Origin of the sequence: Algibacter sp. Ld11 (genome assembly GCF_045066735.1) — a bacterium.
Taxonomy (GTDB): Bacteria; Bacteroidota; Bacteroidia; order Flavobacteriales; family Flavobacteriaceae; genus Algibacter.
In genome coordinates, this window is sequence record NZ_JBISHH010000024.1 from 260,669 (window position 1) to 274,836 (window position 14,168).

General features: G+C 32.6%; 10 protein-coding genes. 3 read left to right on the forward strand and 7 right to left on the reverse strand.

Features of this window, described 5'->3' with window-relative positions:
• Window positions 1-73 precede the first annotated feature (73 nt).
• Complete coding sequence (locus ACJJV4_RS11540; protein ID WP_405294560.1) at window positions 74-1,339, reverse strand: glucose-1-phosphate adenylyltransferase; 1,266 nt, start codon at window positions 1,337-1,339, stop codon at window positions 74-76.
• Between the two features lie 35 nt (window positions 1,340-1,374).
• Window positions 1,375-2,577 carry a glycogen synthase gene (glgA, locus tag ACJJV4_RS11545; protein ID WP_405294562.1) on the reverse strand — a complete coding sequence of 401 codons (1,203 nt, stop codon included), beginning with the start codon at window positions 2,575-2,577 and terminating at the stop codon, window positions 1,375-1,377.
• Window positions 2,578-3,253: 676 nt separating this feature from the next.
• Here glgA and ACJJV4_RS11550 point away from each other — a divergent pair.
• The 3 genes from ACJJV4_RS11550 to ACJJV4_RS11560 are packed head-to-tail and all read left to right on the forward strand — an operon-like array spanning window position 3,254 to window position 7,408.
• Window positions 3,254-5,608 (forward strand): outer membrane beta-barrel protein, encoded by a 2,355-nt coding sequence (locus ACJJV4_RS11550; protein ID WP_405294564.1) that lies wholly within the window; start codon window positions 3,254-3,256, stop codon window positions 5,606-5,608.
• A gap of 15 nt (window positions 5,609-5,623) precedes the next feature.
• Entirely contained in the window at window positions 5,624-6,634 is a 1,011-nt protein-coding gene (locus ACJJV4_RS11555) for a sensor histidine kinase (protein WP_405294566.1), read from the forward strand.
• Window positions 6,635-6,643: 9 nt separating this feature from the next.
• Window positions 6,644-7,408 (forward strand): LytR/AlgR family response regulator transcription factor, encoded by a 765-nt coding sequence (locus ACJJV4_RS11560; RefSeq protein ID WP_405294568.1) that lies wholly within the window; start codon window positions 6,644-6,646, stop codon window positions 7,406-7,408.
• Between the two features lie 9 nt (window positions 7,409-7,417).
• Here the strand turns inward: ACJJV4_RS11560 and ACJJV4_RS11565 are convergent, their stop codons facing one another.
• The 5 genes from ACJJV4_RS11565 to recJ all read right to left on the reverse strand — a co-directional run bounded on the left by ACJJV4_RS11565 (window position 7,418) and on the right by recJ (window position 14,166).
• Window positions 7,418-8,665: a CotH kinase family protein gene (locus ACJJV4_RS11565; RefSeq protein WP_405294570.1), complete on the reverse strand. Its 1,248-nt coding sequence runs from the start codon at window positions 8,663-8,665 to the stop codon at window positions 7,418-7,420.
• Between the two features lie 5 nt (window positions 8,666-8,670).
• Window positions 8,671-9,228: a hypothetical protein gene (locus ACJJV4_RS11570; RefSeq protein ID WP_405294572.1), complete on the reverse strand. Its 558-nt coding sequence runs from the start codon at window positions 9,226-9,228 to the stop codon at window positions 8,671-8,673.
• A gap of 21 nt (window positions 9,229-9,249) precedes the next feature.
• Window positions 9,250-11,046 carry a translation elongation factor 4 gene (lepA, locus tag ACJJV4_RS11575; RefSeq protein ID WP_405294574.1) on the reverse strand — a complete coding sequence of 599 codons (1,797 nt, stop codon included), beginning with the start codon at window positions 11,044-11,046 and terminating at the stop codon, window positions 9,250-9,252.
• A gap of 118 nt (window positions 11,047-11,164) precedes the next feature.
• On the reverse strand, window positions 11,165-12,433 hold the full coding sequence (locus ACJJV4_RS11580; protein ID WP_405294576.1) for an MFS transporter: 1,269 nt from the start codon (window positions 12,431-12,433) through the stop codon (window positions 11,165-11,167).
• A gap of 38 nt (window positions 12,434-12,471) precedes the next feature.
• Window positions 12,472-14,166 carry a single-stranded-DNA-specific exonuclease RecJ gene (recJ, locus tag ACJJV4_RS11585; protein ID WP_405294578.1) on the reverse strand — a complete coding sequence of 565 codons (1,695 nt, stop codon included), beginning with the start codon at window positions 14,164-14,166 and terminating at the stop codon, window positions 12,472-12,474.
• Window positions 14,167-14,168 lie beyond the last annotated feature (2 nt).

Consider the following 14,168-nt stretch of genomic DNA (forward strand, 5'->3'; position numbering starts at 1 on the left):
TTTTTTTTATTCAGATTCCTCTAGCAGTTAAATAAGGCTTAACTGTTAGAGGAATTTGATATTTTTATTTTGGTTAAATCACGTATCCTGAAGGAATGGTTGCCCCATTTTTAACGACAACAATACCATCTTTAATAAAATACATATCTGTTTCTTTATCTTCTAAATGTTTTCCGCCATTAATACGAACATCGTCACCAATACGACAGTTTTTATCTAAAATACAGTTTTTAATAAAGCAGCGTTCTCCTATACCAGTCAAGATTTTAATATGGTCTTTTTCAATTTCTTCTAAAGACTCGTAGTAATCACTACCCATCATGTAGGTGTTTATAACGGTAGATTCTTTTCCTATTCTAGATCGAATACCAATTACAGACTTTTCAATTTTTGCAGCACCAATAATGCAACCTTCAGAAACCACTGCCTTGTCTAAAACAGTACCTGCTATTTTTGTTGTAGGTAACATTCTGGCGTGTGTATAAATACGTTTTTTTTCATCGTATAAATCGAACTGAGGAATATCGTCAGTTAAGCCCAAGTTGGCTTCAAAGAAAGAGTCAATATTTCCAATATCTGTCCAATAGCCTTCATATTGGTAACTCAATGTTTTATGGTCATTTATAGATTGTGGAATAATTTCTTTACCAAAGTCAATGGTATCTGGGTTTTCCATTAATTTAATAAGTAAGTCTTTATTAAACACATAAATACCCATTGAAGCTAAGTAATTACGTCCTTGGCCTTTCATTTCATCACTTACTTCCGATGTCCAATCTGGTAATAATTCTGCATCTGGTTTTTCTATAAAAGATGTAATAATATCTTCATCATTGGCTTTTAAAATACCGAAAGATGTGGCGTCTTTTGCATTTACAGGAATGGTTGCGATAGAAATTTCTGCATTGGCAGCTTCGTGAGCTTCAATCATTTTATCGTAATCCATTTGGTATAATTGATCGCCCGAAAGGATTAGTGCATATTCAAAATCGTGACTTAAAAAATGATGCATACTTTGTCTAACCGCATCGGCAGTACCTTGAAACCAGGTTTTACTTTCTGGAGTTTGCTCTGCTGCTAATACATCAACAAAAGCACTACTAAAAAAACTAAAGTGATATGTGTTTTTTATATGCTTATTTAAGGATGCCGAATTGAATTGTGTTAACACAAAAATTCGTTTTATATCGGCGTTTATACAGTTAGAGATTGGTATATCTACTAATCTATATTTTCCCGCAATAGGCACGGCTGGTTTAGATCTTCTATCTGTTAGAGGGTAAAGTCTGGATCCTTGTCCACCACCTAATACAATGGCTAAAACTTTATTATTTATCATATCTTTTAGTTTTTAGTGCTTAGTTATTAATAGCGTTATATCAATGATTTGTATAGTGTTTCTACTTGTTTTGCAATGGCTACCCAGTCAAAATAATCTTCAACACGTTTTCTGCCATTTTTTGCCATGGTTTCTCTTAAGTTTTTATCGTTTATAACTTGGTTTACACCTTGGGCTAAATCTCTCGAAAATTTATCAGGATCAATAGGTTCAAAAGGCGCTTCAGTTTGTTGTTCTAACGGAATTAAAAGCCCAGTTTCACCATGTACAACCACTTCTTTTATACCGCCAACAGCACTTGCTACAACGGCTGTGTTACAAGCCATAGCTTCAATATTTATAATTCCAAATGGTTCATAAATAGAAGGACAACAAAATACGGCTGCGTGGGAATATAGCTGTATAATTTCTTCTTTGGTAACCATTTTATCAATCCAAATAACGTTTTCACGTGTTTTTTTAACTTCGTTTACGGCATTTTTCATTTCTTCACCAATTTCTGGTGTATCTGGTGCCCCTGCACATAGTACTATTTGTGTATCTGGATCTATATATTTTATGGCATTTACTAAATGAATAATACCTTTTTGGCGTGTAATTCTACCAACAAAAAGCACGTAGGGTTTTGTTTTATCAACACCGTAAGCGTCTAGGGTTGCCGTTTCGCTAGTTTCTACGTATTGCTCTAGGTTAATGCCGTTATAAATAACATGTACTTTACTTTCGTCCACATCAAAATGCTTTAATACATCTTCTTTAGTTTCTTCTGAAACTGCAATAAGTGCATCGGCCATTTCAATAGCTGTTTTTTCTACCCAAGATGAAGCATCATAACCACGACCTAATTGCTCCCTTTTCCATGGACGTAAAGGTTCTAGTGAGTGCGTGGTAATCACTAATGGTGTACCATAACAAAGTTTAGCTATTATGCCTGCAAAATGGGCATACCAAGTATGGCAGTGTACAACATCGGCATCAATTGGCTCTGTGTTCATTTGGATACCGGTACTCAAAGTTTTAAATACTGATTTTAATTTATCGTCGGCACCATCAAAAATGGGATTATCAAACGGATAACCTTTTACACTTAAACTATCTGACGTTGAATCTTGGTCTCCAAAACAGCGAACATCAATTTTCATTAATTTAGATAGTTCATCGGCCAAATATTCAACATGTACGCCTGCTCCTCCGTAAACATACGGTGGAAATTCTCTTGTGTAAAAAAGTGCTTTCATTTAGTTGTTTTTGTTTTTTAGACTCATTCGAAACATTTATTTCAAAACGGTTTGGAGCAATTGTATTTTGAATATTTAAATGTATCATGATAGGGATATCAATATAACTTGTTTAGTATCACAATAAAAGTAAAAACAATTTATGGAATTACTCCTTTTTTTTAATACTATTTAAAAAAAATATAAACATCATTTTATAAGTTATGTTTTGTTGTAAAAGAAACAAAACGATGCCCGAATTTTGAAAAATTGTTAGTAGGTATTAATGTGAAAAAATATTAATTAGTTGGAAAAAAAATCTTATAAAAACGCTGTGTTATTAAGTGTTTCTGCAAGTTTAATTATTATTGATATTTCCTATGTTATAAACATACAAAATTATTGTTAACAAATTTATGGTTGTTTAATTTTTAAAGAAAATAAGGTATTATCGAGATTAATTGAAATTATTGATAATAATTTTTGCAAAATCGTAAAAAGCCTTGATGAATAATGAGGATTTATTCTTAATCTATGATTATGTAATTTAATCCAGTATTTCAATGCGTATTTTAAAGAAAACGATTCAACTTTAAAATATGCCAATTCAACCTTATTTTATCCCGTTTTATAAGGTTGTGTTTTTTTTGAAAAGTATTTTCATTCAAATTTGAAGTATTAAAAAAAACGAACAGTTATGAATACAATCATTAAAACCATTATTCTTTTTTTAGTTAGTATATTTTCTGCCTATGCTCAAAACAATATTTCTGGGCAAGTTTTAGATACCAATAATAAACCGTTAGAATTTGCCAATATTATTCTTCACGAGGCTAATTCTAAAGATGTTGTTACGGGTGTAATTTCTGCAGATAGCGGGTTTTATAAATTTGAAGCTGTAGAAAATGGAACTTATTATCTTCAGGTTTCTGTTTTGGGTTTTAAAACTAAAACCTCTGATGTTTTTGAGTTAGAAAACACATTAAAAACTTTTAATTTTTTATTAGAAGAAGATGTTTTAGATGAAATTCTAATTACTCATAAGCGCCCTGTAATTAAGCAAACAGCGGAAAAATTGATTATCGATTTAGAGCAATCGGAAATGATAAATTCAAACCTACAAGATGTTATGCGTGGCGTACCTGGAATTATTGTTACTAATAACGGTATTAGCTACGCTGGACAAAGTAATATTAGAATTTTGATAAACGGCAAAACCACCGATTATATGGATATGGACACTTTATTACGCGATATGCCTGCGGATAATATTGCTAAAGTGGAATTGATAGAGCAACCAGGTGCAGAGTTTGAAGCCGTGGGGTCTGGGCCAATAATTAATATTATTTTAAAGAAAAACGTAAAACTAGGTACGCATGGTAGTATTGCCACTTGGGCGGGGGAAGATGAAGGTTTTGAGCATGGTACAAGCGCCTCTATTGCGAGTTATAAGAATAAACTAAATTGGCAAGCGAGCACAGGGTATTCTAGCCCAACATGGCGAGAAGATTTGTTTATTAACAGAACCGTTGGTGATGAAACCTATAATCAAGCCACTATTGAACCGTATAACCCTAGAAGCTTTCGAGTTAGTGGTAGTATAGATTATTACATAAACGATAAACATTCCGTAGGTTTTGGTGTTAGAAACAGTAACACAAACTCCGATAGAGTTGCAAATAGTGCAAATATTATAACATCGACGAGTACTACTGATTATTTATATTCTGAAAATAGTTTTAATCGCGACCAAAAGGTGTTTAATATAAATCCGTATTATGAGTTTAAAAATGATGCACATAAGCTTACCGCCGATTTTAATTATGTAGATTATAAAAATGATAATATAAATACTTTAGTATCTGTAAACGGGAGTACTATTGAATACGCAAACCAAAGGTATTTACAAGACGGAAATTACCAAATTAAAACCTACAAGAGTGATTATGTTCGTACGTTTTCCGAAGATTTTAAACTAAGTGCTGGTGCCAAATATTCTCAAGTAAATACTAACAGTGATTTACAATCTTTTAGTGAAAATGAAAGTGGTGATTTTGACTTTAATAGTGCCGCAAGCAATACGTTTTTGGTAGATGAAAATATTTTTGCACTCTACTCTAAAATTAACATAACACGCGGGAAATGGTCGTTTTCTGGTGGTTTACGTTTTGAGGATAGTAATACAAAAGGAACATCGAGTAGTGATAATGAAACGCGAGAACGAAAGATATCTAAACTTTTTCCGAGTGCCGCTTTAACTAGAAAAATAAATAAAAATTTAGCAGCAAGTTTGGCTTACAGTTACCGCATTAGTAGACCCAATTATAACACCTTAAACTCTTTTGTTACGTTCTACGATCCATTATCATCCGAGGTTGGTAACGAGAATTTAAAACCATCATTCACAAATAAATACCAATTCAATTTAACTTTCGACGGGCAGCCTTTTTTTACAATAGCGTATAGCCAGACTAAAGATGATATGTTTCAGTTTGTTTCGCAAGATAATAGCACGGCCCAAATAGAGCGAACAACTATTAATTTAAGTGATAGTAAAAATTGGAATTTTAGATTATTTGGCCCATTAAGCTTTATAAATAATGTAGAAGGATATACTGGTATTATTGTAAGTCAAAATAAATTTGAATCTAGTGTTAATAATTTAAATCTACAAAAATGGAATTTAGTTTGGTTTACCCAGGCTAGTTACGAGCTGCCATGGGAAATTAATGCAGAAGTTAGCGGAAATTATGGAACAGGTGCCTTAGAAGGAGGTCTTGATGCCAATTGGTTTGCCGATTTAAATTTATCTTTAGGTAAAAAGTTTTTAGATAATAAACTAAAGGTAAATTTAGCTTTTAGTAAACTGTTAAATAGAGGTTTTGTTGGTGTTATAGATTATAATAATTTATATGCCGAGGTGGAAAGTAACCAATCTAGACAGAACATTCAATTAAGATTATCGTATAGTTTTGGTTCAAAGTTCGGTAAAAAGAGTCGTAGAAAAAATGCATCGCAAGATGAAGAGAATAGAATTAATGATAATAATTAATAGATTTGTATAACTATGAATGAAAAATTAAATAGAACCGATTTTTTAATTTTAGGCGTTTATTTTTTGGTATCGTTTATTATTCAAGGCAAGAATTATATTGAACGTGATGCGTTGTTTAGAGAATATTTAATCGATTTTCCTATAGAAATTATAAGCGTTACTAGTGTTATATTTTTATTTACGTTCTGGTTAATACCAAAGGTTGTTGCTCAAAAAAAATATGTTTTATTTATAGTTTATGGACTTTTAATTTTAATTGTTATTCCTGGGATTGATTATACTATAGGTTTTTGGACAGGAGCTAATGATTGGTCAAAATTTCCAAAAGGGATTGATTTTGTTTTGCAAACAATTAGTTTAGGAACGCAGCAATCTGCTTTTCCGTTTGCATTATTTCTAACAAAAAAATTCTATGAAGGCCAAAACGATTATTTAAAGATTGAAAAACAACAAAAGGAAAACGAACTTAAGCTGTTGCGCTCGCAAATAGATCCACATTTTTTGTTCAATAATTTAAACACATTAGATGCTTTAATAGATAGTGATACCAATAAAGCCAAAGAATATATTAATAGGTTATCCCTTATTTATAGATACTTAATAAAAACTAAAGATGCTGAGGTTATGGAGCTAGCTGAAGAAATTCAGTTGGCCGAAAACTATATGTTTTTAATAAAAACACGTTTTGAAAATGATTATGATTTTAAAATAGAAAAACCAACCAGCATTAATGATAAGTTTGTGCCCACAGGTGCGCTGCAAACCTTATTGGAGAATGTGGTGAAGCATAATAAACCACGTAATGGAAATGCGATTAAAACCATTATTTCTATAGATGAAAACATGTTGATAGTGAGCAATACAAAATCTAATCTTAAACCAGAGAATGAATCGTTTGGCACGGGTTTAGAAAATTTAAAAATGAGGTATAAATTCTTGTCTGACAAAATAGTTAAAATTGAAAATACGGACACTATGTTTAAAATCTCTATCCCAATTATTAACTTAGTCAATGAAAATTAAAGCATAAGTATGAAAATTTTAATTTTAGAAGATGAAATTCCAGCCTACCAAAAGTTAGTATCTTTTGTTAATGCTTACTTTGAAGAAGAGATTCCACACCATTGGGCGCGATCTATAAGTGATGGGAAATCGTTTTTAAGAGATAATACTTACGATTTTATTTTATCGGATATTCAGTTACTAGATGGTGTATCATTCGATTTATTTAATGATGTTTCCATAAATACACCCATAATTTTCTGCTCTGCTCACGACGATTATTTATTTCAAGCTTTTAATACCAATGGTATTGCTTATATCTTAAAACCATACACAGAATCGGACTTTAAGAAGGCTGTCGAGAAATATCAATCACTTTTTAAACAAGGCCATTACACAGCCTTAAATCAAGAAACAATAACCGAATTAAAATCTGCTTTAAAAGATGAGCAAACCCATTACAAAAAACGATTTGTAATAAAAAAGGCAAAAGGAATTCAGTTATTAAATGTTTCAGAAATTACTAAAATAGAAGCTTCGGGAGATTTTTGTATTGCTAGTGATTTAAAAGGAAAAAAACATACTATTTCTCAGAATTTAGGAACTATTAACGAGCAGTTGCAACCCAATAAGTTTTTTAAAATTAATAGAAGTGAAATAATATGTATTGATGCTATCGAGAATATTGAAAGTTATTTTAAAAATCGATTACTTATTACCATTGCAGGTTTAAAAGAAAAAGTAATGACGAGTTCTTCTACAACTTCCGATTTTAGAAAATGGTTGGAGCAGTAAAAAATAATATTAGAATAAAGGACTTAAATCGTTTATGCTTTCTTCTCTTTTTTTAAAGTTTTCCTTTAGTAGTTCAATATTTCTGAACCATTCAATCATACTTCCAATGTCATTATATTTATCTAAATGTATTGGCATATACTGTTTAATGTTATTATAGTTATGGTCTAAGATAGCATTAAATTTTTCCGAAGAAAATGCATTACTATTTACAAGGTATTGATATCTCGAATTAAATAGGTTTTTGAATTCGGAATCCTGATATAAAATGGTGAAAAGGTCTGTAATGGGGTTTTTAATAGCATCTTTAGCCGAATACTTTGTTGGGTTATTTATAAACGCTAATGGGTGCTTATCTATTTTTCTAGTGTTTGCCCAATCTAAATCGTAAATAATAAATCTAAAAGGTTCGTCTTCTATAGCATAAAATCTTACATTATTATAAGGCCAATCTACATTAGAAATATACGTATGGAAAATAATATAATCTATAAAATTATTAATATCAATGTCTTGTTTTAAGTAGCTTAAGTTTTCTTCTTCTATTGCGTTTAAAAAATTATCTATTCTGTCAAAGTCTCCATCTTTTTTTTCAACTTCACCAGGGTCGTTAATTTTGGCTAGAGTGATAGCACCTTTTTTAACATCATTTAATCTAGAAATGCCGTTTGTGTTGCCTTCTGTACGTAAATTCATAATTCCAGAAAAACTATTGTTTATAAAAACTATGGCAGGTTCGTAATAGGTTAAGTCTACATCTAAGCCGGCGTTAATTGCTAATTGCGTGTATGAGATATCTTTTAGTAAGGTTTTTTTAAAATCATTTCCCGAATTTCGTAATCTAAATGCTTTTATCTTTTCAATAGAATGATGGGGAAGTAGATTACTTGGGCTTACTACAATGTTATTTTCGTTTTTGAAAGTATCGTCGAATTTTACACCAAGAGATTTTAAATTATATGTAGCCGACTCGGTTCCTTTTATTTCAATTTCAACTAACTCATCCGAAATTAATAGTTCATTATTTCTGTACAAGTTTAAAAAGGCTTCAAGTTCAATACCCTCTGTATAATTTAGATACATGTTATCAAATTCGTTTTGATTAACCGTAATGTTGATAACAGGGAATGGGGTGTTAAAATCTGAAACGAGGGCTTCGTTAGCATTTGTAAAATCATCATTTAAGCTTTCGTTGAATTTTGAGCAGCTTGTTAATGATGTGCCGATAACAAAAAAACAAAGGAGAAACTTTTTCATAATTATTAAAATAATTTACAGGCTAGGCCTATTGCAATGTCGAAATTAGGCCGATTTAGTAAATATAAATCCGGAGTATTCGATAGGTTTTGTTTAGCTATTAAAAGAAGATCTAAGTTGTTTTTAATATTGAAACTACCCTTTACTAAAATTGAAGTTCTAATATTATAGTTAGCTCTAAAATCGAAATTTTCAAAATCTCTATTATTTGAAACCTGCAAACCAGCGCCAACAGTAGTTTTATTTAATATGGGATAGCAAATTATAAATGGTAGATTTAACTGCAGACTAGTTGCATTAAAATTAGAAACAGCAATATCACCTGAGCTAAAATACCATTGTGCACCTATTCCTGTTTCTGCAAATAGTTTTTTATAAAGGTTGAATTGATAGTTAGCATTTACTTGAGTTGTAAATACATTGTAATCCTCAACACTTTCATTTACAAGTGTTAGGTTTTTGTTAAACCCAACACCTGTTAGAATCTCTACAGAAAAGTGTTTTTGAGCATAATTGTTTTGAAAAAGAATTAAAGCGAAAACTAAAAAAACAATTTTTTTCATTTTAAAAATTATAAAAATGTTTTAATCATTCAATTTTAAAACAGCCATAAACGCTTGCTGAGGTATTTCTACATTACCTACTTGGCGCATACGTTTTTTACCTTTTTTCTGTTTTTCAAGTAATTTTCTTTTACGAGAAATATCACCACCATAACATTTTGCTGTTACATCTTTTCTAAGGGCCTTAATAGTTTCTCTCGAAACAATTTTAGCACCAATGGCAGCCTGAATTGGAATATCGAATTGTTGGCGTGGGATTAATTCTCTTAACTTCTCACACATTTTTTTACCAATATTCTGCGCATTATCAGCGTGAATTAATGCAGAAAGTGCATCTACAGGTAGTGCGTTTAGTAAAATATCTAAACGTACTAACTTAGAAACTTTCATTCCAATTGGATGGTAGTCGAAAGAAGCATACCCTTTAGAAACTGTTTTTAAACGATCGTAAAAATCGAATACAATTTCTGCAAGAGGCATTTCAAAAGTTAACTCAACACGTTCCGGTGTTAAATACGTTTGATTAAGAACGATACCGCGTTTTTCAATACAAAGAGACATCACATTACCAACAAAATCAGATTTTGTAATAATAGTAGCCTTAATATAAGGTTCTTCTACGCGGTTTACTGTTGTTGGTTCTGGTAAATCCGATGGGTTATTTACAATAAAGGCTTCGTCCGGATTTTTGTTTGTAAACGCGTGGTATGATACATTGGGAACCGTTGTAATAACCGTCATATCAAACTCACGTTCTAAACGTTCTTGTATAATTTCCATGTGTAGCATTCCTAAAAATCCACAACGAAAACCAAAACCTAAAGCTGCAGAACTTTCTGGAGCAAACACTAACGAGGCATCGTTAAGTTGTAGCTTTTCCATAGAGTTTCTAAGCTCTTCGTAATCTTCTGTGTCTACAGGATAAATACCAGCAAATACCATTGGTTTTACATCTTCAAAACCTTCAACAATATTTGTAGTCGGGTTAGCAAAATCGGTAATAGTATCACCAACTTTTACTTCCTTAGCGGTTTTAATACCTGTAATTAAGTAACCAACATCTCCTGTTTTTACACTTTGTTTAGCAACTTGAGTTAGTTTTAATGTACCAACTTCGTCTGCAAAATATTCTTTATCTGTAGCAACGAATTTAATTTTTTGTCCTTTTTTAATTTCGCCATTAAAAACTCTAAAATACGTTTCAATACCTCTAAAGGTGTTGTAAACCGAGTCGAAAATTAAGGCTTGCAAAGGCGCATCTGGATCTCCTTTTGGAGCAGGAACACGATCGATAATAGCTTTTAAAATATTTTCGACACCAAAACCAGTTTTTCCACTAGCGTGAATGACTTCTTCCGGGTCGCAACCTAATAAATCTACGATATCGTCTGTAACTTCTTCGGGGTTTGCACTTGGTAAATCTACCTTATTTAATACCGGTATAATCTCTAAATCATTCTCTAAAGCTAAATATAAGTTTGATATAGTTTGTGCTTGTATACTTTGTGCAGCATCTACAATTAGAAGCGCTCCTTCGCAGGCAGCAATAGATCGTGAGACTTCATAAGAGAAATCTACGTGGCCTGGAGTATCAATTAAGTTTAAAACATATTTTTCACCATCTAATTCGTAATCCATTTGGATGGCGTGCGATTTAATAGTAATACCACGTTCACGTTCCAAATCCATACTATCCAATAGTTGGGCTTGTTGCTCTCTAGCAGTTACAGAGCCTGTAAAATCTAACAAACGGTCGGCAAGTGTGCTTTTCCCGTGGTCAATATGTGCAATAATGCAAAAGTTTCTAATGTTCTTCATAGTCAACAGTCTTCAAAATGTGAAGATTTTGCCAAAGATAGCTGTTTTCGTTGAGTTTTTCGAATAGACTTTTTAGGTTTCTTATAATGATTGAATTTCAATTTACTATGAATAGAAATTAATCGTCACTTTCATGTGCTTTTAAATCTTCAGTTAAATCTAATTTTCTAAAAGAAGGAGAAGCTAAGCCGGTAGCAACCACAGTAATTAAGGTCATAGTTCCACCGAAAACCACAGCAGTTACGGCTCCGAAAAATTTTGCAGTAATACCACTTTCAAAAGCACCTAATTCGTTAGAAGAACCTACAAACATTGAATTTACCGATGATACACGACCACGCATATGGTCGGGCGTTTTTATTTGAAAAATAGTTTGACGGATAACCATAGAAACACCATCTGTCATACCGCTGAAGAATAACGCTATTGCTGAAACCCAAAATATATTAGATAATCCGAATACGATAATACAAACTCCAAACCCAAAAATGGCGACTAATAATTTCATTCCAGCATTTTTACTTATCGGAATGTAAGCTGTAATTAGCATGGTTAGAAATGCACCAACAGCTGGTGCGGCTCTTAAAACACCAAAGCCTTCGCTGCCCACTTTTAAAATATCTTGTGCAAAAACAGGAAGTAGGGCAATGGCGCCACCAAAAAGTACAGCAACCATATCTAAAGTCATGGCGCCTAAAATAGCTTTGGTTTTAAATACAAAACGCACACCTTCTTTTAAACTTTGTATTACGGGTTCGCCTATTTTAGGGTTTAAAATGGGTTTACGTTTTATTTGTAATAATATAAAAAGGGATGAAAGGATTAATCCAAATATGATACATAGTGACCAATGAACACCAATCCATCCAATGGTAAAACCTCCTAATGCAGGACCTAAAACACCAGCCATTTGCCATGTAGAACTATTCCATGTGGCAGCGTTAGGGTACACTTTTTTAGGAACAATTAAAGCTACAAGAGAAAAGATGGTTGGTCCAAAAAAGGAACGTAAAAAGCCTCCAAAAAACACTAAGGCGTAAATGGAATATAAAATGCTTTTAGAACCCCAATCTCCAACAATTTTATCCCAAGTGAGCATAAATAACCCAAAACTAATTAGAGAAAAAGCAGCAATACAAGTAGCTAAGAGATTTCGTTTTTCTTTTTGATCTACAATATGCCCTGCAAATAGTGCCATGGTAAAGGCTGGTATAATTTCCATTAAACCAATAATACCAAGAGATAAAGGGTCTTTTGTAAGGCTGTAAACTTGCCATTCAATAACAATGAATTGCATAGACCAACCAAAAACTAGTAAAAAACGTACTAATAAAAATATGTTGAATTCTTTAATACGTAATGCTGCGTAGGGATCGGTTTTTGCCATAATTACCTTCCTGCGAAAACAGGAAATTTAGTTTGTGCTTAAGCCTTAATGTCGCGTATTTTCATTTGTAAACTCACATTGCCTTGCCATTCATTTTCATCTATCGAGTAAACCGCTTTAAATGGTTTGCCTTCAGAAATAATTTCGAATTTATCTGCCATGCTAAACCCAATACCCACTATTTGTTTAGTAGTTCCTTCTTGAGTTGCTGTTAATCTTAGATGCGTTTGGTCTGCACCTACACATTTTCCGTAGCCTGTATCAATAAGGTTTTCTGTTAAAAAAATAGGCGTCATGTTGCTTGGACCATAAGGAGCAAATTGTTTTAATATCCGATTAAATTTAGGAGTTATAGTTTCTAAATCTATTTCGGCATCAATTTTTATTTCTGGTGTTAATAAGCTTCTATCAATAGTTTTAGAAACTTCATCTTCAAAAGCTTGTTTAAAAGCTTCGTAGTTTTCTTCCTTTAATGTTAGGCCTGCTGCGTATTTGTGTCCGCCAAACTGTTCAATATGTTCAGCGCAGGCTTCTAAGGCATTATAAACATCAAAACCTTTTACTGAGCGTGCCGAGGCAGCTAAAAACTCACCACTTTTGGTAAATACTAAGGTAGGCCTATGGTAAGTTTCGGTTAATCTAGAAGCCACGATACCAATAACACCTTTATGCCAATCCTTATCGTAAACAACCGTTGTTAGGCGGTCTTGTTCTTTATTCTCTTGAATTTGAATAAGCGCTTCTTCTGTTATGCGTTTATCGGTTTCCCGACGTTCAAGGTTATAATCGTTAATTTCGGAGGCATATTTTGTAGCCAATTCATCATCTTCCTCTGTTAATAGAGTAACAGCATAATTACCGTGTTTCATGCGGCCTGCAGCATTTATTCGCGGCGCTACTATAAATACAACATCGGTTATGGTGAGTTCTGTTTTTTCTACTTGTTTTAAAATGGCATTTATACCTGGCCTAGGGTTGGTATTTATAACTTGTAATCCAAAATAAGCTAAAACCCGGTTTTCACCATCAATTGGTACAATATCAGCACCAATAGCTGTGGCTACTAAATCGAGATATTCGGTTAGGTCTTCGGCTGTTTTTCCTCCTTTTGATGCTAAGGCTTCAATTAGTTTAAAGCCAACACCACAACCGCAAAGCTCTTTATATGGGTAATTACAATCTTCTCTTTTTGGATCTAGAACAGCAGCTGCATCAGGAATTTTATCGCCAGGCCTGTGGTGATCGCAAATAATAAAATCTATACCTAATTTTTTAGCGTGTTCTACTTTATCAATAGATTTAATGCCACAATCTAAAGCAATTATTAGTGTGAAATTATTTTCTAATGCAAAGTTGATTCCTTTAAATGAAACACCATAACCCTCATCATATCTGTTTGGAATATAGGTGTACACCAAGTTATGTACGGTTTTTAAATATGTAGACATTAAGGCGACAGAACTGGTACCATCAACATCATAATCGCCATACACCAAAATGTTTTCGTTGTCTGCAATCGCTTTTTCAATACGGGCTACAGCTTTGTCCATATCTTTCATTAAGAATGGATCGTGTAAATCGGTTAAACTAGGGCGGAAAAAAGTTTTTGCTTCTTCAAAAGTTTTAATGCCACGTTGCAAAAGTAATGTTGCGGTGGTAGTGTCTACGTTTAGTGCTTTTTGCAAAGCATCGGTTTCTTCTGCCTGTGGTTTTTCTTTTAATGTCCAACGCATTT